The organism is Larkinella ripae (assembly GCF_054780775.1).
This window is the reverse complement of sequence record NZ_BAAGVR010000028.1, coordinates 445,091-469,094: the sequence shown is the minus strand read 5'-3', so window position 1 is coordinate 469,094 and position 24,004 is coordinate 445,091. Positions and strand designations below refer to the sequence as shown.

Sequence of the window (24,004 nt, the reverse complement as noted above, 5' to 3'; positions counted from 1 at the left end):
GCCCCCTGAATGATTTTCAGGGGGCTTTTTTGATTTTTTTTAACGCGCATAAATCCAAATTGAAAGCACCGGCGTAGGTATTGTTGTGAGTCGGTTGCAACCAGATTCTTTCTTTTTCACCATCTTTTCAAATCACACAAGTATCATGAAATCTGGAATCAAACTTGGAATCTTTGCAATCCTTTTCTCTGCATACGCAACCGTTGCGTATGCCCAAAAACCAAAAGAAGTTGGTGGCGCCATGATGTATCCGACCAAGAACATCGTTGACAACGCCGTCAATTCAAAAGACCACACGACGCTGGTGGCGGCCGTGAAAGCCGCCGGGCTGGTTGAAACCCTGCAGGGTGCCGGTCCCTTTACGGTTTTTGCGCCCACCAATGAGGCTTTCGCCAAACTCCCGGCCGGAACCGTCGATAACCTGGTTAAACCTGAAAACAAAGCCACGCTGACCGGTATTCTGACCTACCACGTTGTCGCGGGACGGCTGGATGCCAAGGCCCTGGCGAAACTCATCAAAGCCGGCAACGGAACGGCCACGCTGAAAACCGTTGCGGGCGGCAACCTAACAGCCAAAATGAGCGGCAAGGATCTGGTGATTGAAGACGCCAAAGGCGGAACGGCCAAAGTGGCCATCTCCGATGTCTACCAGTCCAACGGGGTGATCCACTCCATCGACACGGTTTTGATGCCCATGTCGATGTAAAACCGCCCCCACGAATCCTGCCGAAAAAGCCACGCTGCCAAGCCGCACGTGGCTTTTTCGGCGCAAACTATCTGCTGAAATTATTTGTTGTTTTAGTATGAACCGTAATCTTTTCTTAGGAGCATTGTGTGGGCTGGTGCTCACCGTCTCGGTCGCTTCCATTTCGCTAACCAACGTTAGCGGTGACACCAAACCGCCTAAGGTGGTCAAAACCGAAGCCGAATGGAAAAAGAGTTTAACCCCCCAGCAATTTTACGTTCTGCGCCAGCAAGGTACCGAACGGCCGTTCACCAGTCCGCTGGTCGATAATCACGAAAAAGGCACCTTTAAATGCGCCGGTTGTAAAACGCCATTGTTTAGTTCTGACACCAAATTTGAATCGGGCACGGGCTGGCCAAGTTTCTACAAATCACTCTCGAAAGAGAATGTGGTTGAGAAAGTCGACCGGAGCCACGGCATGGTCCGCACCGAAGTGGAATGTGGGGTTTGCGGTGGTCACCTCGGACACGTTTTCGACGATGGCCCCAAGCCAACCGGACTCCGGTACTGCATGAACGGGGTTGCCCTGGAATTTGAGAAGAAATAAGTGAGCACTAACTCACTGGTTTTGAGCCAGCCCACTCGGTGGGCTGGCTTTTTTCATATTATATCGTCCAAATTTCCGTTATATTTGCTTTGAAGGACGGATTTCCCAATCCGTCTTTTTTGCGTACGAGCACACAAATGCTTTTTTTGAGTCCAGGCGGATGATGCGTATAGAACCCGAAGGGTGCCACGTCTACTCCATCCGTCGTACGATTTTTAACCGACAAAATACCAGGCATGAGTAAATTCTGGGGGCAGCTTCGTACCCTTTGGCAAGGCATCACCGGCTTTTTCGGTTCCCTGAAAAACCGCATCGGGCAACTGGTTTACCGCATGATGTCGGGCCTCTTCGGAACAGGGCGTGTGGATGCCTTCACCAACCGGTACCGGAACGTTCGGCAAAATTATCGCAATTGGCTGAACGCCCGTTTTGCGACGCGATCCCTCGGTTTCCGAATCTTTTATCATACCACCAAAACCTTAATTTTTGGCTTTGTACTGGCCTTGTTTTATGTTTTTACCCTGGAAACCAACTTTTTGTACCTCACCGGCGAAATGCCCAGCGTCGAGGAGCTGAAAAATCCGAAAGTTTCCCAATCGTCCGAAATTTACTCCTACGACAAGGTGATGATCGGTCGGTTCTTTACCGAAAACCGCACCCCGATTGAGTACCAGAATTTGCCGAAGCCCCTCATCAACGCCCTGATTGCCACCGAAGATGTCCGGTTTTATGACCATTCGGGCATTGATGTCCGGAGTCTGGCCCGGGCGGTTTATGGCGTCCTGACCGGAAACAGCTCCGGCGGGGGCAGCACCATTACCCAGCAGTTGGCCAAAAACCTGTTCAAAACCCGCCGTCGTCAATCCAGGGGATTGCTGTATAATGTGCCGCTGGTTCGGACCTTTATCCTGAAGACCAAAGAGTGGTTAATGGCGATGAAACTGGAGCGGAATTTTTCGAAAGAACAGATTCTGACCCTTTACTTCAATACCGTCGATTTTGGCTCCAATGCGTACGGAATCAAAACCGCGGCCCGCACTTATTTCAGCAAAGCGCCGGACAGCCTGAGCGTGCAGGAGTCCGCCGTGCTGGTGGGGCTTCAGAAAGCGACCACCACCTACAACCCGCTGATTAAACGCAACTTTGAAAAATCCCGGAACCGCCGGAATGTGGTCATTTCCCAGATGGCGAAATACGGTTTTCTGACCCAGCCCCAGGCGGATTCCATCAGTAAGTTACCGCTTGTTACCCGGTTTAGCCCCGATAATCCGTACTCCGGACCCGCAAATTATTTCAAAAATGCGGTGGTCGATGTCGTCAAAAAATGGGGAGAGGAAAACGGGTACGACCTGTACACCGATGGTCTGCGGATTTATACCACCGTCGATTCGCGGATGCAGGCGCTGGCGGAGGAAGCCGTTGCCGAAAAAATGAAGCAGTTGCAGCGGATTTTCGACAATCACTGGTCGGGGCGCAAACCGTGGACCGACGAGGATGGCAAAGAAATTCCGGATTTTCTGGACAAAGTGGCCCAGCGCACGGAACGGTACAAAGCCCTGCAACTGAAATTTCCGAACCAGCCCGATTCTGTCAACTACTACCTGAAAGAGAAAAAAGACAGCATGACGGTTTTTTCCTGGAACGGCCCGCAGAAAAAATACATGACCCCGATGGATTCCATTGCCTACTACAAACGCTTTCTGCAGGCGGGTCTGGTGGCGATGGACCCGCATACCGGTTTTATCCGGACTTGGGTAGGTGGGCTTGATTACGAGTTTTTTAAGTATGACCACGTGAAGCAGGGCAGGCGGCAACCCGGTTCTACCTTTAAACCGTTTGTGTACGCAACGGTCATCGACGACTCGACGATCAACCTGGGTCCCTGCGACCGTCGGCGTGACGAACCGTTCCGCAAGGAGTACATCAACGAGAAAGGCGAAGAGGATTACTGGGCCCCCAAAAATTCGGCGGGCACGTTTTCCTACTCCAACATGACCCTGCGCCGGGCGATGGCGCGGTCGATCAACTCGGTGACGGCCCAACTGACCAACGACGTTGCCACCCCGCAGCGCGTGGTCGATTATGCGCACCGCATCGGCATCAAAAGTCCACTGGCGGCCGTCCCTTCCATCGGCTTGGGTTCTTCGGACGTGTCGCTATACGAAATGGTGGGCGCTTACTGCACGTTTGCCAACAACGGCGTTCATACGGAGCCGATTATTGTCACCAGGATTGAAGACCGCGATGGCAAGGTGATTGAAGAGTTTGTGCCCGAGAAGAAGCAGGCCATCCGGGAAGAATCGGCGTTTCTGATGCTGCAAATGCTGAAAGGCGGTTTGGAAGAATCCGGCGGCACCTCCCAGAATCTGTGGTCGTACGACTTATTCAAAAACCGCAACCAGGTTGGCGGAAAAACCGGCACCACCTCCAATAACTCCGACGGCTGGTTCATGGGCGTTACCCGCGATCTGGTGGTGGGAGCCTGGGTTGGTGGCGACGACCGGAGCATCCACTTCCGCTCGACCGACATGGGCGAAGGAGCCAAAACGGCACTGCCGCTGGTGGGGCGGTTTTTGGAAAAAGTGTACCGCGATAAATCGCTGAAATTATATCAGGGGCCGTTCGACAAACCCAAGGTAAAAATCACAAAGGATTACCTCGGCTGCCCGGGTGGCGATCCGGAAGCGGATGACATGGAGTCGGACTCATCGGACTTTGACCTCCCGACCGATTCCCTGTTCATTCAACCAACGGCACCCGACCCGGTCGACCCGCCCGATACGACACAGGGCGCGCAATAACCGGCAAACCCAAAAAGGCCACTCGCCCGGGCGAGTGGCCTTTTTGTTGCTCGTTCAAAAAACAAGAGGGACGACGGAATGGTTATACTCCCATACCATCTACGCAAGCTCATGACACCATCACAAAATCCGAATTTACATCCCGCCAAGGACTCTGCGCCTTTAGCCGAGATTCCATCGGGGATGGACAACGATCCGAATGCGGATGAGGAGATTATCGATCAAACCGGGCCTCTGCCCAGCGCGGAGGAAACGGATCTGGAAGCCAATGCCCACAGTGTCGGGCTTATCCCGTCGCAGCAAACGCCCGATCCGGCCAGCGATGAGAGTCTAAATGAGAAGATTGCCTACGCCATGAACGGCGCGGAACCGAATAAGAAATGATGGATTATGAATGATGAACGATGAATTGCGCTGCGGTAGCCCATTCATCGTTCATCATTCATAATCCATCATTAAATATTACACCATCTCCTTGTACTGCATCCGGTACAGATTGGCGTATGCACCTTCGCGCTGCAACAATTCCTCGTGGGTGCCCTGCTCAACAATCTGCCCTTTATCGACCACAATGATTTTGTTGGCTTCGCGGATGGTCGAAAGGCGGTGAGCAATGACAATGGCCGTGCGGCCTTTCATCAACTTCCCAATGGCGTTCTGAATCAGCCCTTCCGTTTCGGTATCGACTGAGGACGTGGCTTCGTCCAGCACCATAATCCGTGGATTGTGGACCATCGCCCGAACAAACGATATCAACTGCCGTTGCCCGACCGACAGCGTTGCCCCCCGCTCCATGACGTTGTAGTCGTACCCGCCCGGCAGCCGTTCGATGAATTCATGAACACCCACCAGTTTAGCCGCTTCGACAATCCGCTCCCGGCGGATGGACTTGTTCCCCAGCGTAATGTTGTTTTCTATCGTGTCCGAAAACAAGAACACATCCTGCAAAACGACACCGATACTCTGACGAAGCGTTTCCAGCTTATAATCGTGAACCTCAACGCCATCGATCCGGATTTCTCCAGTATTGATATCGTAAAACCGGCTTAATAAGTTGATAATCGAAGACTTACCAGCACCGGTCGCTCCCACGAACGCAACGGTTTCGCCCTCCTTCACGGAGAAATTAATGTCTTTCAACACGTAATTCTCGTCATTGTAGGCAAACCAGACGTTTTTGAATTCGACGTTCCCGCGAATACTTTCGGGTTGATACGTTCCCTCGTTGGGGGTGAAATCGTCGCTGTCCAGCAATTTCAGAATCCGGTCGGTGCTGACAATGCCCATTTGCAGGGTATTAAACCGGTCGGCCAGCATCCGGATCGGACGAAAAAACAGGTTGATAAACATGATAAAGGCCGTTACGGTCCCGTACGTAACCTCCTGATTAAGAATCTCTTTGGCCCCATACCACACGACCAGCCCCGTTGCCGCAGCCGCCAGAATATCCGCCACCGGATAATACACCGAATAATACCAGATCGAGCGGATGTTCGCTTTGCGGTGTTCTTCGTTGATCTGCTTAAACTTTTCGGCTTCGATCTTCTCGCTGCCAAAAATCTGCACGATGTTCATGCCGGTAATGTGTTCCTGCACAAACGAATTGAGATTGGCAACCGCCGTCCGCACCTCGTTGAACGACACCTTGATTTTTTCCTTGAAGATGTAGGTACTCAGCAACATCAGCGGGATCATCGACAAACTGATGGCCGACAGTCGCCAGTCGGTATAGAACATCACGCCAATGATCAGAACCAGTTGCAGAATGTCGCCAACAATAGCCGCCATCCCTTCGCTGAACACATCGGCCAGCGTTTCCACATCCGAGATCGTGCGGGTTACCAACCGGCCAATTGGGGTGTTGTCGAAGAATTTCAGCCGAAGTTGCAGCACTTTCTGGTAAAGCTGCACCCGGATATCCCGGATGATGTGCTGCCCAAGCCAACCCGACAGGTAGGTGTTGAAGAACTGAATAATGCCCTGCAAGACCAGAACGCCGATCATCAAAATCAGCATGGTGGTCAAACCGGCGTAATCACCGGCGGCAATTTTGGTGTCAATCGTGTAGCGAATCAGCAACGGACCCAGCGGAGCCAGCAGGGCGCTCATCAGAATAATAAAGATCAGGCCGTAAAAGTGCAACTGGTACGGTTTTACAAACGCATACAGCCGTCGCAGCGTAATCCAGTCGAAGATCTGACCACTTTTGGTTTCGGTATTCACAGAGGCAAGTTAGTTGGAAGGTTTTTGGTGTAACAGAAATATTGAGTTATGAGTTTAGAGTGAAGAGTTACGAGTTAAAAAAACCGGGCGCGCTCCTTCAAACTCTTAATTCTTAACTTTTAACTTTTAACTCAACCATGGAGTGGATCATCAGTCTTTGTCTTGGAATTGCCCTGAGTGCCTGTTGCGGTTTTCGAATTTTTGTCCCTATGCTGGTGGCCTGTCTGGCGCTAAAGATGGGTTGGGTTTCCGTCACCCCCGGTTTTGAGTGGATGAGCAGCTGGACGGCCCTTTTCGTGCTGGCAACGGCTACGATTGTCGAAATCGGCGCATATTACATTCCCTGGCTCGATAATGCCTTCGATACCATCGCCACGCCCGTTGCCTTCGTGGCCGGCACCATCCTGACCACTTCGTTCGTCGATGTTGACCTGCCCATGCTCAAATGGGGGCTCGGACTCATTGCGGGCGGAGGCACCGCCAGTTTGATTCAGGCCGGAACCACCCTTATGCGCATTGGCTCAACCGCAACCACCGGCGGCTTGGGCAACCCGGTCGTCGCCAGTGCCGAAAACATTGCCTCCTTCGGGTTATCGCTTCTGGCCGTCCTGCTTCCCCTGATTGCGGCTTTTCTGGTGCTGCTGATAATCGGTTTTTTTATCCGGTTGATGGTCACCCGCAAACGGCAACCCCGACCGTTGTAAATACAATGAACCACGTGCGGCAGCGCATTCATTGTTCATTAATTACTGCCCCAGGCGGTTTGCAAAAACCGCAACCAGTTTTTATAGAAGATATTCTCGATATCGTCCGAAGAATACCCCCGGTTTGCCAGCAAGCCGTTTAGCTTCTGCAAATCGGCAATGGTATCGAGGTCGGTAGGTGACTGTTCCGTTCCGTAGGTGCCGTCCAAATCACTGCCGATTGCAATGTGGCGGCTGCTGCCGGTTAGCTGGCAGATGTGGTCGTAATGATCGATGATGGTGACGAGTGAAATTCCGAAATCGGCCGGATTGCTCGTCCGCTGCGTAAAACCGGGTTTCATCATCCAGGCATCGAAACAGCCGCCAATGACCGCGCCCCGTTCGGCCAGTTGCCGGATCTGATCATCGGAAAGCTGACGCTGGTGCGGGGCCAGCGCCCGGCAGTTGTGGTGACTTGCCCAAACCGGTCCTTTGTAGAGGGAAAGGGCTTCCGAAAAGCCTTCGTCGGTCAGGTGCGTCACATCCAGAACGATGCCAAGCCGGTCCATTTCCAGCACCAGCTCACGACCTAACGGTGTTAAGGGACCGCTCAAACCCGTACCGGGCGCATACCGTCCGGTGCTGTAATGGGCTGGTCCTAAGGCGCGTAACCCGTACGCATACGCTTTTTCCAGATACGAAAGATTGACCAGCGAATCCGCGCCCTCCAGACTCAGGATGTAACCCACCGGTTTTTGCTCATTCGGTACGGTTTTATCCAGCCAGAGGGCCACGTGGCGGTCCAGGCTTTGCCGGTCGCGAATCTGAATCATCTCGCCCGCATCCTCCATGGCCTCATACCAGGCCCGCTGCGCCTGCGTCATCGCCCAGGCCTGGTGGGGGGAGTTCCAGCCTGCGCCGGGCAAATTGCCGTTACTCTGGTTGAACCGGGCGATCTGCGTGGCCACCACCAGCCCGATTTCGCCCCGACGCAGATCGGGCAATGAAACTGTACCCCGCGCCCGGTCGATCTTATCGGTCATATCCGCTTCCTGCTGCCGAATTTCGTGGGCCGAAAGCCGGTAATCGCGGTTCCATTCAATGGCGTTTAACGAAATATCGAGGTGGGCGTCAATCAAAAACATACCAGAAAATCGATGCAAAATGGTCTAAAAAATACCGTTACTTCTCCCGACTCCAGACTTCGCTGACCTTGCCGCCGGTGGAACTCTGGCCCCGGTGGTGCCAGTCGTTTCCTTTCAGTTCACCATCAAAAGTCAGTGAGCGGCCCACACGGCTGTTGTCGCGGGAAAAAAAGTCAATGGTTTCGGTGTATTTGCCATCTTTGAAGGTGTACGTTCCTCCGCCCGTTCCCGAAAACTGTTTGGTTTCCGGGTTGATGGCCGCCCATTGAAACCGGGTGCCGGTCAACAACTTAAGGGTTTTCCGGGCGCCCCGCTGCATGGCATTCACCTGGCCATTTTCACCCAACCGACCGGTAATTCGCCAGAGCCCGGCCAGGGGCGTTTGCGTCGAGGGCTGATCGAAGCGTTCGTAAGTGTCCGTGCCATCCGAACCGGTGACCACCAGCCGGTTGTCTTTGAACGAATCAATTGTCAGCGTATGGGTCGTACCGACCACTGTGCTGTCTTCTGAGTTAAATTCCAGGTTGATTTTCAGTTGTTTGCCATCTGTTTGATACGTTCCCCCCTGTGTTTGCAGGTATTTATTGGGTTCGTAATACGTGCTCATCATGTACCCATCCGAAAGAATGAACACCACCGACGGGCCACCACTTTCGACCAGCCGCCAGGCACCGGCGAGCGAGGGAGCCGACTGGCGGGAAGCCGTCAGAAGACTAGCCGCCAGCAAAAGCGAAAATACGGTTTTTAGTTTCATGGCGAGGTTAGGATGTATAGATCGCGTAAGGTACGGCAAAAATGACAAATTGTGCGCACGAATGCCAAAACTCCAGCGGGTAAACGGAAAGCTAAAAAAGAGCCCGGTGGAATTTTCCGTAAACAGAAACTCCACCGGGGTAATGGCAAAAATACGGGTTGCCGACTGCGAATTTACACCTGCGTTAAATCCACCGGCAGCGTCCGGATGCGCTTGCCGGTGGCCGCAAAAATGGCGTTGCACAGCGCCGGGGCAATAGGCGGCAAACCGGGCTCGCCAACGCCCCCCGGTTCTTCCTCATTCTCAACGATATGAATCTCTACTTCCGGCATTTCGTCGATGCGCAGGTGCCGGAAATTGTGAAAATTCGACTGGTCGGCCTGGCCGTTGGTGAATGTAATGCCGTCTTTAATGGCCGCCGTCAGACCGTACACGATGTTGCCTTCGGTCTGCGCCCGCACGTTATCCGGATTCACGTACATGCCGCAATCCAGCACCGTTACGACCTTCCTGATCTTGACGCCTTTTCCGGTTTTCTCCACAAAAACCGCATGGGCGCACTGGCTCGCAAACGACCGGGCAATGGCCAGGCCCCGGTCCTGTCCGGCGGGCAACGGTTTGTTCCAATCCGATTTTTCGCGCAACAGATTCAGGACGTGGATAAACCGCTTCGCGACGGCATCTTCACCGGCTTTTTCGAGCAACTCCAGTCGCAGCGCCAGCGGATCTTTTCCGGCCGCGTGGGCCAGTTCATCCACGAAACTTTCGTGCCCAAAACTTCCGCTCGACGGATAGACCGAGCGCCACCAGACAATCGGAATGTCGGTTTTGACGTTGATGTTGCCAACCATCGCGTTCGGAAAGGCATACGGGCTTTCCTCCTTGCCAATTCCTTCCTTCGCCCAATCGTCGGCCTTGCCGTCCAGACTGGCTTTAAAAACCTGACGCTGAATGGATTCGCCGATAAATTTATGCTCAAAAGCCACCACATTACCCTGATCGTCAACGGCTCCGCGCATGGCACTCAGCATGCCCGGACGGTAGGGTCCCTGCGTAATATCGTCTTCCCGGGTCCAGATCAGTTTGACGGGCGCATTGGCCTGCTGGGAAAGGTTGACGGCTTCGAGCACAAAATCCAGGTACGCTTTCCGGCCAAACGCGCCCCCCAGAAACGGCACGTTCACCGCCACTTTTTCCGCCGGTATTTTCAAATATTTCGACACGTCCTGAATGGCGCCGTCGGGACCCTGCACGGGCGCCCAGATCTCGCAACTGCCGTCATTTTTTACGTGTGCGACGGCCACCACCGGCTCCATCGGGGCGTGGGCCAGAAACGGCGTTTCGTACAAACCTTCGAGTTTTTTGGGCGCGGCAGCAAAGGCGGTTTTGAAGTCGCCGGTCGTGTAGTACGGAATGGCGTCCTGTTTGCTTTTCTCGCGCAATTCGTCGAAATACGATCGGGTTGTCATCGACTGATCGTAACCCGCCTTGTCCCAGTTTACCTTGAGCGCCCGGCGTCCCTGCAAAGCCGCCCAGTAGCTGGTCGCCAAAACGGCCACGGCTTCCGAGCTGCGGTGCGGCATGGGTCGTTCGGTTTTCAAAACCGCCTTTACACCCGGTATTTTCTTTGCTTGCGCATCGTCGATCGACACCACTTTGCCGTGCAAAACCGGGCAGTGTTCGATGCTGGCGTAGAGCATTCCGGGCACACTGATGTCCATTCCGAAAACCGCCTGCCCGGTCACCTTCGCCGGAATATCCGAGCGTTGCAGCGGTTTACCGATTAGTTTAAAATCCTTCTTGGCCTTTAGGGTCACTTTTTCCGGAACCGGCAACTTCGAGGCATCGTCCGCCAGTTCGCCGTAGGTCAGACTCCTGCCGGACGGTTTGTGCTTAATCGTGCCGTTTTCCGCGTAACATTCCTCAACCGGTACCTGCCAGCGGTTCGCAGCGGCCGTCACGAACATCTGGCGGGCAGCGGCCCCGACTTGCCGAAGCCGTTTCCAGCCCGTGCGGACGGTGCTGCTGCCGCCCGACAACTGACTGCCGTATTTGCGCAAACCGTTTGACTGTTTGATGGTGATCTGGTCAAGCGACACTTCCAGCTCTTCCGCAATCATCGTCGGAACGGCCTGCCAGGAGCCCTGCCCCATGTCGGGGCGGTGGTTGATCAGCGTAATGCCGCCCGCGTTGTCGATGATGATAAACGGATTCAGTTCAAACGCCAGCAAGGCATTCGGCGCTTCGGCGACGGGATTAATGACTTTAAACGACGCAGCCTGTCCGGTAAAGCCCAGCAAAAAACCGGTCCCGGTCAGCCCGTCGGCCTTTAAAAATAAACGGCGGTTTATGGAAGAACCCAGTGGTTTCATCAGTTGTTGAATTTCAAATAATAAATGATGAATAGTAAATGGAAAAGTGAACTCGACCACGCGCCCTTTTCCGTTTAGCCTTTTACAGTCGCTATTTTACAGGAAAGTTTACTCCCTTCCTCCGCTCGAAACGGGTTCTTTGCCCAGTTGTGCGGCCGCGTGAATGGCTTTCCGGATGCGGGCGTAGGTTCCGCAGCGGCAGAGGTTCCCGCTCATGGCCGCGTCGATGTCGGCATCCGTCGGGTGCGGTTTTTCTTTCAGCAGGGCAACGGCCGACATGATCTGGCCGGACTGGCAATACCCGCATTGGGGCACCTGCTCATCAATCCAGGCCTGCTGCACGGGGTGTAGCTTAGCGGGGGTGCCGATGCCTTCAATGGTGGTGATCTTCTTATTGGCAACGGCCGAAACCGGCACGGAGCACGACCGGATGGGAGTTCCGTTGAGGTGGACGGTGCAGGCTCCGCACTGGGCCATGCCACAGCCAAATTTTGTTCCTTTCAGGCCCACCACGTCGCGGATGGCCCAGAGCAGGGGCATTTCCGGATCGGCATCGATGGTCTGCTTTTTTCCGTTGATCGTTAAGGTCACTGAAGCCATAGGTAGCGGGAATTTGTGGGGTTGAAGTTCACAAAAACCGGGAAGTTTGACAAGCCCGTACGGGCCGTTGGGGCTAATATTCGACAAACGGTATGATTTTCCTCACAAAATACCTCCAGAAAATAACATATTACCTTCCCGGCAGTTACCACGTACAGAACCCAAAAATTCCTTCACATGAAAACTCAGGAAAGGGCAGTCAACATCAACCGGGCCGAAAACCGTTTCGAACTCGAAATGGAAGGAAAGCTTTCGTTTGTCGCCTATATGCCGCTGGACGACAAGACGTTGGTTTTGACCCATACGGAAGTTCAGGCCAGGCAGGAAGGGAGCAGCGTGGGACCGTTTCTGATCCGGGGAATGCTGGAATACATTGAGCGGAATAACCTGAAAATTATCCCCTTCTGCGCTTTTGTAGCCGCCTACCTCAAGCGGCATCCCGAATACAATCACCTGATCAGCCCGGACTACCGCGTGAAAAACTAAACCGGATCGCTGGCCACGTCAGCCGGTTTTTTCGGTTCGGAAGCAACTCCGCGCAGTTGGCGGGTTGTCTTTCGGGAACCATCATGGCTCCAGCCGGGCGGCCCAAACAGGTATTTGGCGGCATTCTTGATGCTACCGGCTTTCGTCACATCCCGGCCCATAGCCACCCACTCGTGAAAAGCAATCCGGATCGGATTGTGCGTGTCAATATTTTGGGTCAGCCCATACGTGGGCCGTTCTTCTTCCTTCTGAAACGTCCCGAACAGCCGGTCCCAGATGATCAGTACCCCGGCGTGGTTTTTATCCAGGTATTTCAAATCGGACCCGTGGTGAACGCGGTGGTGCGAAGGCGTATTAAAAACCGCTTCGATGAAAACCGGCATCCGGTTGATGTATTCGGTGTGAATCCAGAACTGATACAACAGGCTGATCGACTGCATGGTCAGAATGGCCGCCGGATGAAAACCGAGTAGCGGCAGCCAGATCCAGAACAGAAACGCTCCACTCAGATTGCCCGTCCAGGTTTGCCGCAAGGCCGTGCCCAGGTTGTATTTCATGGAAGAATGATGCACCACGTGCGAAGCCCAGAAATACCGGCTGCTGTGACTGATCCGGTGAAACCAGTAATAACTGAAGTCGTCGGCGACAAACAGCAGCAGCCAGGCCCACCACTGACGCATATCGACGGTAAAAAACCGGTATTCATACACCAGAGCGTAGGCGCCCAGCATGAGCAGTTTGCCAACCAACCCGACAATGACGCTGCCAATGCCCATCGCCAGACTGCTCATTGTATCCCGGGTTTCGTAGTAATCCCGCTGGTGCACGGCCGTCACGATGACTTCCGTCAGCAACAGAACGACAAAGGCCGGTATGGCATAATGAATCAGGTTACTCATGCGACGGGGGATGACAGTACCAAAGGTACAGTTTTCTGCCGTCATGTAGCCAAAAGAAGGCGCTTAATCAGGACCAAAAAGTGAGTTGTCGGTCAACCTCAGAATTGCCCGTACCTGTTCTTTTGCTGCCGTTTAACCCGATTTTTCCCGAAAAAAGTAACTTTTAAAATCTCCAGCGTCTCAAGGTAAAGTCCCGAAACCGATTTTTACCAACCAGTCACAAAAATGAAAAGAGTGCTGATGAGTTTGCTGGTGTTAGCCTTCACGGTGGCTGGCGTCTGGGCCCAGAAAAACACGGTTTTGGTGTACGGTTCCGTCGGCGCCACGTCTGAAAAACTAGCCAGCGGGTCCCAAGCCAGCACCTTTTCGTTGTCGCCCGCGGTGGGCTATCAGTTCACGGATACCTGGACCGCCGGGCTGTCGTTTTCAACCCAAACCTGGACCGCAAAAGCGTTGGGAACCGAAACCAAATCTTCGGCTTTCGGGCTCGGTCCGTTTGTCCGATATACCCATCCGCTTTCGGCACTTTTCGTCCTTTTCGGCCAGTTTAATGCCGACGTATTAACCGGAAAAACCGGTGATTTTAAAACCACGGGGTACCGGGGCACTTTCTTCCCCGCAATTGGTGTTATTATAAAAAATGGATTTGCCCTGAACCTCAGTTTTGGTGGATTGAGTTTTCTCTCCCAGAAAGCGAATGGCGCTTCGGGAAACACCACCAACTTCAGTGTTAATCTGGGTAGTGGGGCGGGTTTTGGCATTTCCAAAAACTTTTAGGCAAGATTCAGTGAGAGTAGAGTAGTATTTGTTGTTACTGTTTAGAAAGCCGTCTTCTTTTTAGGGGACGGCTTTTTTGTTTTCTTTGCGACCTTTGTGTCTTTTTATTTCTTCAACGGATTTTATGCGAATTGACTTACGAAGCGATACGGTTACGAAACCCACTCCGGCGATGCTGGAAGCCATGTTCACCGCCGAAGTCGGCGACGATGTGCTGGGCGATGACCCGACTGTAAAAGCGCTGGAAGAACAAACCGCCCGGTTGTTCGGGATGGAAGCCGCCCTGTTCTGCCCGTCCGGCACGATGACCAATCAACTGGCCATCCGGACCCACACCCGCCCCGGCGACGATGTAATCTGCGACCAGCTGTCGCACGTTTACCTCTACGAAGGCGGGGGCATTGCGGTCAATGCGCTGGCGTCGGTGAGTCTGGTGCAGGGCAAACGCGGCAAACTGACGCCCGAACTCGTTCGCGAACACATTCAGCCCGACGACCTGCACAAACCCGTCACCCGCCTGGTTTGCCTTGAAAATACCGTCAACAAGGGGGGCGGCTGTTATTACACGGTTCCCGAAATTGCGGCCATTCGCCAGGTTTGCGACGAACACGGTTTGCGGCTGCACCTCGACGGCGCCCGCCTGTTCAATGCGCTGGTCGAAACCGGGGAAAGTCCGGAATCCTACGGCCACTTGTTTGACTCCATCAGCCTCTGCCTGTCCAAAGGACTGGGCTGTCCGGTGGGGTCGCTGCTGGTTGGTAAGGCGGATTTCATCAAACAGGCGCGTCGCTTCCGGAAACTGATGGGCGGTGGCTGGCGGCAGGCCGGTTATCTGGCGGCAGCCGGACTGTACGCGCTCGATCACCACGTCAACCGCCTGAAACTCGACCACGCCCGGGCCCGGAAAATCGGCCAGTTAATCGCCCGCCTGCCGGAGGTAGAAGCGGTTTTTCCGGTTGACACCAACATCGTTATTTTTCAACTGAACCAGAACATCTTAGCCACCGATTATGTTGCTTTATTGGCCGAGCGGGACATCCTGGGGGTGACTTTCGGCAAGCACCTGGTCCGGTTTGTCACGCACCTGGATTTTACGGACGAACAGCTTTCGAGTCTAGAACAGAAAATTAAAGAAGGGGTTGTTTCACGGACTTAAGCAGAGTTTTCCTGTTTACTCATTACCTCTCTGCGTAACTCTGTAAACTCCGCAAACCAACCCAATACGCTTACATTATGCACATTCAAACCAGAACGTTACAAAAATCCGATTACGCGGATTTGAAAGAAGCCATGCTGGAGGTTTACAGCGGCATTGGCGGAGATTATTGGGAAAAGAACTTAATTGACAAGCTGCTGAAAATCTTTCCGGAGGGGCAGTTCTGCGTGGAAGTTGACGGCAAGGTGGTGGCCTGCTCGCTGGCGATCCGGGTGAAATACAGCGATTTTGGCGACAATCACACGTACGAAGAAATAACCGGCAGTTACACCTTCGACACGCACACCCCGAAAGGCAACTGGCTGTACGGAATTGAACTGTTTGTGCACCCCGAATACCGCGATTTGCGGCTGGGTCGGCGGCTGTACGATGCCCGTAAGGAGCTTTGCGAATCGCTGAATTTAAAGGGAATTATGGCCGGGGGACGGATTCCGAACTACATCAAATACGCCGGTGAGATGTCGCCCCGCGAATACATCGGCAAGGTGAAGCAGAAGGAAATTTACGACCCGACGCTGACGTTCCAGCTTTCCAATGATTTTCACGTCAAGAAAGTCCTGCGCGGCTACCTGCCCGGTGACAGCGAATCGCTCGAATACGCGACGCTGCTGGAATGGAACAACATTTATTACGTCGACGAAAAAAAGAAAAAACCGCATACCAACTCCATCATCCGGCTCGGCGTGGTGCAGTGGCAAATGCGGCTGTTTCCGAACCTTCAGGCCCTGCTCGAACAGGTTGAGTATTTCGCCGACGCCGTGAGTGATTACAAAGCGGACTTTCTGGTGCTCCCGGAATTTTTCAATACGCCCCTGATGGCCGACTACAACGATCTGCCCGGTCCGGTGGCAATCCGGAAGCTGGCCGACGTGACGCATGAAGTTCGGCAACGGCTGTCCGAATTGGCGATTTCCTATAATGTGAATATTGTGGGGGGCAGTATGCCCCTGATGGATGATGGCAAACTGTATAACGTGGCCTACCTCTGCCGTCGCGACGGTTCGTTCGAAGAATACCGGAAAATTCACATTACGCCCAACGAGGTCCGGCATTACGGCATGGTGGGCGGCAACGAAATCCGGGCGTTCGATACCGACTGCGGCAAGATTGGGCTGCTGATCTGTTACGACGTTGAATTTCCGGAACTAAGCCGGATTCTGGCCGATCAGGGAATGCAGATTCTGTTTGTGCCGTTCCTGACCGACACGCAGAACGGGTACACCCGCGTACGGCACTGCGCCATGGCCCGCGCCATCGAAAACGAGTGCTACGTGGCGATTTCGGGCTGCGTCGGCAACCTGCCGCGCGTGGCCAACATGGACATTCATTACGCCCAGTCGGCGGTTTTTACCCCCTCGGATTTCCAGTTTCCCAACAACGCCATCAAAGCCGAATCGACACCCAACACCGAAATGGTGCTGCTGACCGACCTGGATTTGTCACTGCTGACGGAGTTGCACGAACAGGGGTCGGTTCAGATTCTGAAAGACCGCCGGACGGATCTTTACGATATAACGGTGAAGCGTTCGGCCCGGACCAAACCGGAGAAGAAAAAGGAACTTTCGAACGAGGAAGAACAGAAAACCTTGCCGCCGGTCATTGTGGTGGAATAACGGTTTTGGCCCACAAAAAAACCGTAGCCGTTGAAAGCTACGGTTTTTTTGTGGAGTCAGCTTCGGCTTTAACGGGTTTATTTCACGGCCTGATACACTTCAACGGGCCGGTCGGTGGACATCATGTCCGCGCCGTTTTTGGCAAACGTTTTATACACCTGGTCTCCTTTGGCGACGGCTTGCTTGTCCAGATTTCCGAGCGTTCCCAGGATGCATGAAATGCCTTTTTGGTGCAAAAACCGGTATAATTCCGGACTCGGTTCTTTAATCCCGACGAACGCGATCATGTTTCGGTCGGGGATGCCAAGGTCGTGCAGGCGCTGGTAATCCTCTACTTTCAGAATCGTTACCGACAGCATTAGGTTGGGGTCGAGCCGGTAGACTTCGGCGGCCTGGGTGGCATTGTAGGTAATAATGACCGAATAATCGGCCGCGCCCGTCCGTCGTACCATCTCGACCACTTTGGCAAACGGCACGTTTTTCTTCACGTCCAGCGTATACACCACCTTGTCTTTGCCCCAGCGGAGCACTTGCTCCAGCGTCGGAATAGTGAACTTCGTGACGTTGCCGAAATTATCTTCCAGTCGGTATTGACCAATTTCTTCGTACGTTTTCTCGATGAGTTTGCCGGTGCCGGTCGTGGTGCGGTCGAGGGTCTGGTCGTGCATCATCACCAATACACTGTCGCGGGTCAGGTCGATGTCGCATTCGATGACAACGGGCAGCCGTTCCGCCAGATACGCAAACGATTCGATGCAGTTTTCGGGATAGCCCTTGAGGTCGCCCCCGCCCCGGTGCGCGCTGACCATCGGCGTTCGGCCAGGCGTATAGTGGAGGAAGGTCGACAACCCGCCCGCCGGAACGCGGTAAGTGTTGATGACGGTTTTGGGCGCGCAACCAGCCAGCAGGCTAACGGTTAGCGCAAAAAGTAAAATGCGTTTCATGTTGTGAAGTGTAATGAAGCAGCCCAATAAGGTTTTTCAAAACCGTACTGGGCTGCTATACAGACTACTAAATCCTTCAGACGTTGATTTCGCCCACCATGCCTTCCGGTTTTACCCACTGATCGAACTCCTCTTCGGTGAGGTAGCCGAGCTTAACGGCGGTGGCTTTCAGGGTACTTCCTTCGCGGTGCGCGGTCTGGGCGATTTCGGCGGCTTTGTAGTAGCCGATTTTGGTGTTCAGCGCCGTCACCAGCATCAGCGAGTTGTTGACGTGTTTCGTAATGTTTTCTTCAATCGGGCGGATGCCTTCGGCGCATTTGTCGTTGAACGACACGCACACATCACCAATCAGCCGCGCCGAATGCAGGAAGTTGTAGATCATCACCGGTTTGAACACGTTCAGTTCGAAGTGGCCCAGGGCCCCGCCGAAGTTGATTGCCACATCGTTGCCCATCACCTGCGCGGCCACCATCGTCATGGCTTCGCACTGCGTGGGGTTCACCTTGCCCGGCATGATCGACGAACCCGGTTCGTTATCGGGAATGAACAGCTCGCCAATGCCCGCGCGCGGTCCCGACGACAGCATCCGGATGTCGTTCCCGATTTTCATCAGGCTGGCGGCTACGGTTTTCAACGCACCGTGCGCTTCCACAATGGCGTCGTGGGCGGCCAGGGCTTCGAATTTATTTTCGGCGGTAATAAACGGCAGACCCGTCAGGTCAGCGATGTGTCTGGCGACGTTTTCGGAATAATCCGGGGGCGTGTTGATGCCCGTTCCCACGGCGGTTCCGCCCAGGGCCAGCTCGCTCAGGTGCGCCAGCGTGTTGTTGATCGCCTTTAGCCCGTGGTTCAGCTGCGAAACGTAGCCCGAAAACTCCTGCCCCACCGTCAACGGCGTAGCGTCCATGAAGTGCGTCCGGCCGATTTTTACCACGTTCTTGAACTCTTTCGCCTTCGCATCCAGCGTGTCGCGCAGTTTCTCGATTCCCGGAATGGTCACTTCCATCAGAATTTTGTAGGCTGCAATGTGCATGGCCGTCGGGAAGGTGTCGTTCGACGATTGTGATTTGTTCACGTCATCGTTGGGGTGCAGGGCTTTCTTTTCGTCGGCCAGTTGGCCGCCCTGCAGAACGTGTCCGCGGTAGGCGACCACCTCGTTGACGTTCATGTTCGACTGCGTGCCGGAGCCGGTTTGCCACACCACCAGCGGAAACTGATCGTCGAGCTTACCCTCCAGAATTTCGTCGCAAACCCGCCCGATCAGGTCGCTTTTTTCCTGGGGCAGCACGCCCGCGTCGAGGTTGGTCAGGGCCGCGGCTTTTTTCAGGTACGCGAACGCCCGGACAATCTCGCGGGGCATTTTATTGATGTCTTGCGCAATTTTAAAGTTTTCAATCGAACGCTGGGTTTGTGCGCCCCAATACACATCGGCCGGTACCTGCACCTGACCCATCGTGTCTTTTTCAATACGGTATTCCATTATGAAGACGAAAGAGTTAGACTGATGACAACGTGGCCGGCGGGTTTAACCGGCGCTTCCGGCGGCAAAGGTAGGACAGAAGCTAATAGATCCGTATGGAATTTCTATATTTGTCCGAATGTTATCAAATGACAGCAGACAAACAATCAAATAACATGACTGTTCCGCTTCGAAAAATAGTTTCCGCGTTGGGTGGTGAAGCCTTAATTAATCACCCGGTCAGACATGAATTTGATTTATTAGCGGTTTCCCAAGAGGGATTACCGATCGAATCGATTGCGTTTCTTCAAAAGAACATGGGCTTCTCCAATAAAACAATGAGCCATATTCTTGCCATTTCCGAAAGCACGTATCAGCGTCGCATTCGAAACAAGGCTAAACTGAGTAAAGATGAAGCCGAAAAAGCAATTGCGTTATCCGAAATTTACGCGAAAGGCATGGAAGTTTTTGAAAATAAACAAGACTTTGAGTATTGGATAAATTCGAAAATCCGATCACTCCAAACCCAGAGACCGATTGATTTATTAGATTCAATGATTGGCCGCAAGCAGGTTTTAAACGTTCTTCATGCGATTTTGCACGGTATTTATTTATAATGAACCTGTACAGAATTGCAAAAACAGTTTACGCCAACGACTTCAGCGGAACTGGTGGACTTTATAGTTCGGGGAGATGGCATCGTGAAGGAACGTTACTACTCTATTTTGCCGAACATGTCTCCCTGGCAATGATTGAGATGTTGGCCAATTCAGAAATACTGCCTGTAAATATGAGTTTGGTGACTGTTAAAATTCCTGATACTGCCCCAACCTTGCAGATTCAGCTGGACGATTTGCCACCGTCCTGGGATAGCATCCCGTATAAAGAAGAATTAGCGGACATTACAGAACGCTGGCTTACCGAAGGCCAATTTTGGATAATGCGTGTGCCTTCAGCCCACACTCGCGTTGAATCTAATTACCTTCTCAATCCGTCGCATCCCGCGCACAAAACCTTGAAAATTGTCAGTATTGAACCAATCTTTTTTGACCGCCGATTAAAATAAAACCGCTATGCCTTTTCTTGTTCTCGACCTTGAAATGACCGGCCCGGAACCGGACTGGAACGAAATTATTCAGGTGGGTGCCGTGCTGTTCGACGATCACTGGATTGAACGGGGCCGGTATTTGACGAATGTCTATCCCGAAAATGAAGACGCTTTTTCGAGTTCGTCCGAGAAAATCCACAACCTCTCGCTGGCCGACCTGGAAGATGCGCCGATGATGTACGATGTGCTGCCGGAACTTGAGAACTGGATCATGGAAAAGCTGAATATCCGGAAAACCCAGACCACTTCGGACAACACCCCGTACCTGCGCGATGTGATCATCTGCGGCCAAAGCGTGATTAACGACATTAACTTCCTGAAAGAAGCCTACCGCCTGGAAAAGCTCAAATGGCCGTATTCACGCACCCTGATCGACCTGCACACGTTGAGTTATTTCTCGTTCCGAATCCTGAAAAAGAACGGAAAACCGGTTCCGCAGCGGCTGAGTCTAAAGGATATTGCCGGCCATTTTGGCTTCGAACGCGAATCCGAACACCACAATGCGCTGGAAGATGCGGTTTTAACGGCGCAGTGTTTAAAGGAAGTGTTTAAACTGGCCGACTCACTGAAAGTCGGCTAGCCGGCACCCTGAAAACCGGGTACGGCCGAAACCGGTTCTTACGGTTTACGGGCAAAATCCTGATTGTCCCGGGTGTTTTTCTGGACGGCAATGGCGCCGAACAATCCCAGCAGAAAGGCAAAGGCGTAGAATCCTTTTTCGCTCGGCAAAAGGGTGGCATTCCAGAGACCGATCGTCAGCAGGGAAATGGAGAGCAGCACCGAAAACCAGGACAATCCGTAGTAAATATCCGTGACCGGAAAGCCTTCCAGCCGGTCCCTGACGCTTTTTTGCAGCGACACCACCGAGAAAAGGCCAAACATCAGAACGGTAAAATAAAATCCTTTTTCGTTCAGCTGCATCTCGGAGCGCCAGAGTCCGATTAAATAGCCAACCATGCCCGCACCCAGGGCAATCCAGGAAGCGCCCACGAAGGCCGCTGATGGTTTCTGATTCATGTTAGTAGTTGTTGTAATCCGATTACAAAGCTACCGGCCGAATGGCGCTGGCCCACATGATACTTGCTGGCTGGCGGTTTTAAGGGAACAGCAAGCGGTTTTCGAAGCACAACAGGTAATTCAGAAAATACAAAAACCGGTTTCGTAGACCGGTTTTTGGGTGATACTCACTGGCGCCTTAGTGGTTCAAAAGGTGGTCAATTTCGGCCGTCACCGTTGCCCAGCGTTGTTCCCAGGTACCCGACACGTCGGTGTAGGCAATCCCCCGTTCGTCGAGGGCGGTTTTGAAACGCTGGTAAATCTCTTCGCGCCGATGCCCCAGATCGCGCAGGCCGTCGGAAATCCAGGGCACGTCGATGTTCAGCAGAAAATACCGGTCGTAGATGACCTGTTTTTCGAGTTCGTACAAAACCGGCGGCACCTCCTGCAAATAGTGGTCGGCATACAATTCCGTCGTAATCAGATCGGTATCACAGATCAGGAATTTGTTTGCTTTTTGGGTAGCGGCCAAAACCGCCTGCGTCTGGGCGTGACCGATCCGGATGTAATCGTCGGGGGCCAAGTCATTGGAGGTGATCAGATCGCGGGCGACCTCGTGGACAAAAACCGTCTGGTAATGCGCGGCCAGTTGCTCAGCCAGCGTGGTTTTCCCCACACTCTCGGGCCCGAACAGACAGATTTTCTTTACAAAGTACGGCCGGACCACGTCGGGAATAAAACCCCAGTACCGGGCGGGATGCTGACGGATTTGCGTCGCCGAAACCGGCACCTGTTTCCGCGCCCGATCGAACCACACGCAGGGCAGCCCGAGGTGCTGCGCCAGAGGTTCGCCGTACGGTTCCGAACAGAAAAAACCGTCGATGTCCGGAAACCGCTGCCTGATAAAGTCGCTCCACAGCCGCGTGGCTTCCCCCAGGGGCAGGCTATCATCCGAAAAATCGTCCTTCACCATAACCACCTCAATTTCAGGCCGGTGACCGAACAACGCCCGCAACCACGCCATCCGCTGTTCCGGATCAATCGGGTCGTTGAGGGTACAATTCAGCGAAACGATCAGGTGATGGCAGCGGGCCGCAGCAAATTCAATCAGGGCGATGTGTCCCCGATGAACCGGCATGAACTTCCCGAAAATCAGCCCTTTTTTCATACGGCAGCGGTGGGGTAACTCCGGTATTCGCGGGTCCAGTGCCAGGCCCCGAAAAACGCGATGAGGCAGTAAAAACCGTATTCGATACCCAGCACTTTGACGCCTTTCGTGAAATACATATAGGTGCTGATCAGATCGACCAGCAACCAGACGTACCAGCATTCGAGTTTTTTGCGAATGAGCATGAACGTGGCCACAATGCTCATGACGGACGTAAACGAGTCGAGATACGGAAAGGCGCTCGGCTGGTTGAACAAAAGCGGAAACCATTCGTGCAAATTCCCGGCAATGGTTCCCAGCACGACCGTGGCCAGAGCGCCCGCGCCAAGCAGCATCGCAAAGTTTCTGGTTGACAAAGGCGTAATTTTTAGTTCACTCCGCCGGTCTGCTTCGCCGGTCTTGGGGTGCGTCCACTCCCACCAGCCCAGCAGGTTGGTGATGAAAAAGAACACCTGCAAAAACATGTCGGGATACAGCTGAATCTGGTAAAAGAGAAAAAAAAACAGGGCGACGCTCACCATACCGACGGGCCAGCTCACGATATGCGCCCGCGCCGACAGCCAGGTTGCCACCGCTCCCGTTACCGTTCCGAAAAATTCGAGGTAACTCATCGGATACCCCAGCACGGTAAAAACGATGCTGTTGATGTCAAATAATTCCTTCATCGCGCAAATTCCGCCCAAACCGGTCCGTGGTCGGAGTGAACGGCCTGGGGTTCGTGTCCGGCGGCAATCAGCCGGTTTTTGTAAGGCTCGCTCACGGAAATGTAATCGATCCGCCAGCCTTTGTTGTTGGCCCGTGCGCCCGCCCGGTAGCTCCACCAGCTGTAGGCAATCTGGCCCGGATTTTTGTAGCGAAACGAATCGACAAAACCGCTGTCGAACCATTGGGTCATCCACTCCCGCTCTTCCGGCAAAAAACCGGTCGAATTTTTGTTCCGCACCGGATCGTGAATGTCGATGGCCGTGTGGGCAATGTTGTAATCGCCCACGACAATGACGTTCGGACGGGTTTTGCGCAGCTCCTGAACATACCCGAAAAAGTCCGCCAGAAACTGCATTTTCACGCTTTGCCGCACTTCGCCGGTGGTGCCCGACGGGAAGTAGCAATTCAGCAGGGTTAGGTCGCCAAAGTCGGTGCGCAGAATCCGGCCCTCGCAGTCGTAGGCCGGAATGCCGCAGCCCATCACCACCTGATCGGGCGGAAATCTGGAAAATGTGGCGACTCCGCTATACCCTTTCTTCTCGGCCGCGTGCCAATGGTATTTATAGCCTAAGGCTTCGAACGGCAGCAAATCCACCACATCGTGCGTGGCCTTAACTTCCTGAAAACAAAGGATATCGAACGCATTCTGCGCCAGCCAGCCGGTCAATCCCTTGCTCAGCGCCGACCGGATGCCGTTGAGGTTGTAGGTCAGAATTTTAATGGTTTCGCCGGTTTTTACATCGGGAGAAGTCATACGGTTTCA

24 protein-coding genes are annotated in these 24,004 nt (G+C 53.5%); 12 read left to right on the top strand and 12 right to left on the bottom strand.

The features are described from left to right. Positions 1 to 145 precede the first annotated feature (145 nt). The 4 genes from ACYVHX_RS23795 to ACYVHX_RS23780 all read left to right on the top strand — a co-directional run bounded on the left by ACYVHX_RS23795 (position 146) and on the right by ACYVHX_RS23780 (position 4,477). Positions 146 to 706, top strand: coding sequence for a fasciclin domain-containing protein (locus ACYVHX_RS23795; protein ID WP_460674199.1), 561 nt, complete (start codon positions 146 to 148; stop codon positions 704 to 706). Positions 707 to 803: 97 nt separating this feature from the next. Next, the gene (msrB, locus tag ACYVHX_RS23790; RefSeq protein WP_460674198.1) at positions 804 to 1,292 is read left to right on the top strand and encodes a peptide-methionine (R)-S-oxide reductase MsrB; all 489 of its coding nucleotides are present in this window, start codon (positions 804 to 806) and stop codon (positions 1,290 to 1,292) included. Positions 1,293 to 1,528: 236 nt separating this feature from the next. Further along, entirely contained in the window at positions 1,529 to 4,093 is a 2,565-nt protein-coding gene (locus ACYVHX_RS23785; RefSeq protein ID WP_460674197.1) for a penicillin-binding protein 1A, read from the top strand. A gap of 111 nt (positions 4,094 to 4,204) precedes the next feature. Beyond that, positions 4,205 to 4,477, top strand: a complete 273-nt coding sequence (locus ACYVHX_RS23780; protein ID WP_460674196.1) for a hypothetical protein — start codon at positions 4,205 to 4,207, stop codon at positions 4,475 to 4,477. 78 nt (positions 4,478 to 4,555) lie between these two features. Here the strand turns inward: ACYVHX_RS23780 and ACYVHX_RS23775 are convergent, their stop codons facing one another. After that, positions 4,556 to 6,316, bottom strand: a complete 1,761-nt coding sequence (locus ACYVHX_RS23775; protein WP_460674195.1) for an ABC transporter ATP-binding protein — start codon at positions 6,314 to 6,316, stop codon at positions 4,556 to 4,558. 137 nt (positions 6,317 to 6,453) lie between these two features. Between ACYVHX_RS23775 and ACYVHX_RS23770 the strand changes: the two genes are divergently transcribed. After that, a complete protein-coding gene (locus ACYVHX_RS23770; protein WP_460674194.1) occupies positions 6,454 to 7,020 on the top strand; it encodes a DUF4126 domain-containing protein in 567 nt (188 codons plus the stop codon). 38 nt (positions 7,021 to 7,058) lie between these two features. On the opposite strand, the gene ACYVHX_RS23765 is transcribed toward ACYVHX_RS23770, so the two are convergent. The 4 genes from ACYVHX_RS23765 to ACYVHX_RS23750 form a co-directional block, all read right to left on the bottom strand. Further along, the gene (locus ACYVHX_RS23765; protein WP_460674193.1) at positions 7,059 to 8,144 is read right to left on the bottom strand and encodes a dipeptidase; all 1,086 of its coding nucleotides are present in this window, start codon (positions 8,142 to 8,144) and stop codon (positions 7,059 to 7,061) included. 37 nt (positions 8,145 to 8,181) lie between these two features. Beyond that, positions 8,182 to 8,898, bottom strand: coding sequence for a membrane or secreted protein (locus tag ACYVHX_RS23760; protein WP_460674192.1), 717 nt, complete (start codon positions 8,896 to 8,898; stop codon positions 8,182 to 8,184). 173 nt (positions 8,899 to 9,071) lie between these two features. Next, positions 9,072 to 11,270 (bottom strand): xanthine dehydrogenase family protein molybdopterin-binding subunit, encoded by a 2,199-nt coding sequence (locus ACYVHX_RS23755; RefSeq protein WP_460674191.1) that lies wholly within the window; start codon positions 11,268 to 11,270, stop codon positions 9,072 to 9,074. Positions 11,271 to 11,378: 108 nt separating this feature from the next. Beyond that, positions 11,379 to 11,870, bottom strand: coding sequence for a (2Fe-2S)-binding protein (locus ACYVHX_RS23750; protein ID WP_460674190.1), 492 nt, complete (start codon positions 11,868 to 11,870; stop codon positions 11,379 to 11,381). A gap of 177 nt (positions 11,871 to 12,047) precedes the next feature. Between ACYVHX_RS23750 and ACYVHX_RS23745 the strand changes: the two genes are divergently transcribed. Then, complete coding sequence (locus tag ACYVHX_RS23745; protein WP_460674189.1) at positions 12,048 to 12,356, top strand: GNAT family N-acetyltransferase; 309 nt, start codon at positions 12,048 to 12,050, stop codon at positions 12,354 to 12,356. Here the strand turns inward: ACYVHX_RS23745 and ACYVHX_RS23740 are convergent. Continuing rightward, positions 12,353 to 13,255 (bottom strand): sterol desaturase family protein, encoded by a 903-nt coding sequence (locus tag ACYVHX_RS23740; RefSeq protein ID WP_460674188.1) that lies wholly within the window; start codon positions 13,253 to 13,255, stop codon positions 12,353 to 12,355. The genes ACYVHX_RS23745 and ACYVHX_RS23740 overlap by 4 nt on opposite strands. A 225-nt stretch (positions 13,256 to 13,480) precedes the next feature. Here ACYVHX_RS23740 and ACYVHX_RS23735 point away from each other — a divergent pair, with 225 nt between their 5' ends. The 3 genes from ACYVHX_RS23735 (at position 13,481) to ACYVHX_RS23725 (ending at position 16,861) form a co-directional block, all read left to right on the top strand. Beyond that, a complete protein-coding gene (locus tag ACYVHX_RS23735) occupies positions 13,481 to 14,032 on the top strand; it encodes a hypothetical protein (RefSeq protein WP_460674187.1) in 552 nt (183 codons plus the stop codon). A 124-nt stretch (positions 14,033 to 14,156) separates the two neighbouring features. Continuing rightward, the gene (locus ACYVHX_RS23730) at positions 14,157 to 15,188 is read left to right on the top strand and encodes a threonine aldolase family protein (protein ID WP_460674186.1); all 1,032 of its coding nucleotides are present in this window, start codon (positions 14,157 to 14,159) and stop codon (positions 15,186 to 15,188) included. A 77-nt stretch (positions 15,189 to 15,265) separates the two neighbouring features. Next, on the top strand, positions 15,266 to 16,861 hold the full coding sequence (locus ACYVHX_RS23725) for a GNAT family N-acetyltransferase (RefSeq protein WP_460674185.1): 1,596 nt from the start codon (positions 15,266 to 15,268) through the stop codon (positions 16,859 to 16,861). 77 nt (positions 16,862 to 16,938) lie between these two features. On the opposite strand, the gene ACYVHX_RS23720 is transcribed toward ACYVHX_RS23725, so the two are convergent. Together ACYVHX_RS23720 and fumC are read right to left on the bottom strand one after the other, a co-directional pair. After that, the gene (locus tag ACYVHX_RS23720) at positions 16,939 to 17,805 is read right to left on the bottom strand and encodes a glycerophosphodiester phosphodiesterase family protein (RefSeq protein ID WP_460674184.1); all 867 of its coding nucleotides are present in this window, start codon (positions 17,803 to 17,805) and stop codon (positions 16,939 to 16,941) included. Between the two features lie 76 nt (positions 17,806 to 17,881). Beyond that, positions 17,882 to 19,285: a class II fumarate hydratase gene (fumC, locus tag ACYVHX_RS23715; RefSeq protein ID WP_460674183.1), complete on the bottom strand. Its 1,404-nt coding sequence runs from the start codon at positions 19,283 to 19,285 to the stop codon at positions 17,882 to 17,884. A gap of 155 nt (positions 19,286 to 19,440) precedes the next feature. Here fumC and parS point away from each other — a divergent pair, with 155 nt between their 5' ends. From parS to ACYVHX_RS23700, 3 genes are read left to right on the top strand one after another with little or no spacing between them, the layout of a single operon-like run. Then, on the top strand, positions 19,441 to 19,881 hold the full coding sequence (gene parS / locus ACYVHX_RS23710; protein WP_460674182.1) for a type II RES/Xre toxin-antitoxin system antitoxin: 441 nt from the start codon (positions 19,441 to 19,443) through the stop codon (positions 19,879 to 19,881). Further along, a complete protein-coding gene (locus tag ACYVHX_RS23705) occupies positions 19,881 to 20,330 on the top strand; it encodes an RES family NAD+ phosphorylase (protein ID WP_460674181.1) in 450 nt (149 codons plus the stop codon). Before parS ends, ACYVHX_RS23705 begins: the two co-directional genes overlap by 1 nt. Positions 20,331 to 20,337: 7 nt before the next feature. After that, positions 20,338 to 20,952: a 3'-5' exonuclease gene (locus tag ACYVHX_RS23700; protein ID WP_460674180.1), complete on the top strand. Its 615-nt coding sequence runs from the start codon at positions 20,338 to 20,340 to the stop codon at positions 20,950 to 20,952. Between the two features lie 38 nt (positions 20,953 to 20,990). Here the strand turns inward: ACYVHX_RS23700 and yiaA are convergent, their stop codons facing one another. The 4 genes from yiaA to ACYVHX_RS23680 form a co-directional block, all read right to left on the bottom strand. Then, positions 20,991 to 21,389, bottom strand: a complete 399-nt coding sequence (yiaA, locus tag ACYVHX_RS23695; protein ID WP_460674179.1) for an inner membrane protein YiaA — start codon at positions 21,387 to 21,389, stop codon at positions 20,991 to 20,993. A 178-nt stretch (positions 21,390 to 21,567) separates the two neighbouring features. Then, positions 21,568 to 22,536 carry an AAA family ATPase gene (locus tag ACYVHX_RS23690; protein WP_460674178.1) on the bottom strand — a complete coding sequence of 323 codons (969 nt, stop codon included), beginning with the start codon at positions 22,534 to 22,536 and terminating at the stop codon, positions 21,568 to 21,570. Then, positions 22,533 to 23,201: a nicotinamide riboside transporter PnuC gene (gene pnuC, locus ACYVHX_RS23685; protein WP_460674177.1), complete on the bottom strand. Its 669-nt coding sequence runs from the start codon at positions 23,199 to 23,201 to the stop codon at positions 22,533 to 22,535. Before pnuC ends, ACYVHX_RS23690 begins: the two co-directional genes overlap by 4 nt. Next, a complete protein-coding gene (locus ACYVHX_RS23680; protein ID WP_460674176.1) occupies positions 23,198 to 23,995 on the bottom strand; it encodes an exodeoxyribonuclease III in 798 nt (265 codons plus the stop codon). The genes pnuC and ACYVHX_RS23680 overlap by 4 nt, the downstream gene beginning before the upstream one ends. Positions 23,996 to 24,004 lie beyond the last annotated feature (9 nt).

What these genes read in the sequence shown, in the direction of transcription:
- ACYVHX_RS23760 (WP_460674192.1), bottom strand. Translation starts at nt 8,898, where the DNA reads ATGAAACTAAAAACCGTATTTTCGCTTTTGCTGGCGGCTAGTCTTCTG.
- msrB (WP_460674198.1), top strand. Translation starts at nt 804, where the DNA reads ATGAACCGTAATCTTTTCTTAGGAGCATTGTGTGGGCTGGTGCTCACC.
- ACYVHX_RS23785 (WP_460674197.1), top strand. Translation starts at nt 1,529, where the DNA reads ATGAGTAAATTCTGGGGGCAGCTTCGTACCCTTTGGCAAGGCATCACC.
- ACYVHX_RS23735 (WP_460674187.1), top strand. Translation starts at nt 13,481, where the DNA reads ATGAAAAGAGTGCTGATGAGTTTGCTGGTGTTAGCCTTCACGGTGGCT.
- fumC (WP_460674183.1), bottom strand. Translation starts at nt 19,285, where the DNA reads ATGGAATACCGTATTGAAAAAGACACGATGGGTCAGGTGCAGGTACCG.
- pnuC (WP_460674177.1), bottom strand. Translation starts at nt 23,201, where the DNA reads ATGAAGGAATTATTTGACATCAACAGCATCGTTTTTACCGTGCTGGGG.
- ACYVHX_RS23720 (WP_460674184.1), bottom strand. Translation starts at nt 17,805, where the DNA reads ATGAAACGCATTTTACTTTTTGCGCTAACCGTTAGCCTGCTGGCTGGT.
- ACYVHX_RS23745 (WP_460674189.1), top strand. Translation starts at nt 12,048, where the DNA reads ATGAAAACTCAGGAAAGGGCAGTCAACATCAACCGGGCCGAAAACCGT.
- ACYVHX_RS23725 (WP_460674185.1), top strand. Translation starts at nt 15,266, where the DNA reads ATGCACATTCAAACCAGAACGTTACAAAAATCCGATTACGCGGATTTG.
- ACYVHX_RS23705 (WP_460674181.1), top strand. Translation starts at nt 19,881, where the DNA reads ATGAACCTGTACAGAATTGCAAAAACAGTTTACGCCAACGACTTCAGC.
- ACYVHX_RS23755 (WP_460674191.1), bottom strand. Translation starts at nt 11,270, where the DNA reads ATGAAACCACTGGGTTCTTCCATAAACCGCCGTTTATTTTTAAAGGCC.
- ACYVHX_RS23740 (WP_460674188.1), bottom strand. Translation starts at nt 13,255, where the DNA reads ATGAGTAACCTGATTCATTATGCCATACCGGCCTTTGTCGTTCTGTTG.
- ACYVHX_RS23780 (WP_460674196.1), top strand. Translation starts at nt 4,205, where the DNA reads ATGACACCATCACAAAATCCGAATTTACATCCCGCCAAGGACTCTGCG.
- ACYVHX_RS23795 (WP_460674199.1), top strand. Translation starts at nt 146, where the DNA reads ATGAAATCTGGAATCAAACTTGGAATCTTTGCAATCCTTTTCTCTGCA.
- ACYVHX_RS23765 (WP_460674193.1), bottom strand. Translation starts at nt 8,144, where the DNA reads ATGTTTTTGATTGACGCCCACCTCGATATTTCGTTAAACGCCATTGAA.
- ACYVHX_RS23690 (WP_460674178.1), bottom strand. Translation starts at nt 22,536, where the DNA reads ATGAAAAAAGGGCTGATTTTCGGGAAGTTCATGCCGGTTCATCGGGGA.
- ACYVHX_RS23730 (WP_460674186.1), top strand. Translation starts at nt 14,157, where the DNA reads ATGCGAATTGACTTACGAAGCGATACGGTTACGAAACCCACTCCGGCG.
- ACYVHX_RS23750 (WP_460674190.1), bottom strand. Translation starts at nt 11,870, where the DNA reads ATGGCTTCAGTGACCTTAACGATCAACGGAAAAAAGCAGACCATCGAT.
- ACYVHX_RS23680 (WP_460674176.1), bottom strand. Translation starts at nt 23,995, where the DNA reads ATGACTTCTCCCGATGTAAAAACCGGCGAAACCATTAAAATTCTGACC.
- parS (WP_460674182.1), top strand. Translation starts at nt 19,441, where the DNA reads ATGACTGTTCCGCTTCGAAAAATAGTTTCCGCGTTGGGTGGTGAAGCC.
- yiaA (WP_460674179.1), bottom strand. Translation starts at nt 21,389, where the DNA reads ATGAATCAGAAACCATCAGCGGCCTTCGTGGGCGCTTCCTGGATTGCC.
- ACYVHX_RS23770 (WP_460674194.1), top strand. Translation starts at nt 6,454, where the DNA reads ATGGAGTGGATCATCAGTCTTTGTCTTGGAATTGCCCTGAGTGCCTGT.
- ACYVHX_RS23700 (WP_460674180.1), top strand. Translation starts at nt 20,338, where the DNA reads ATGCCTTTTCTTGTTCTCGACCTTGAAATGACCGGCCCGGAACCGGAC.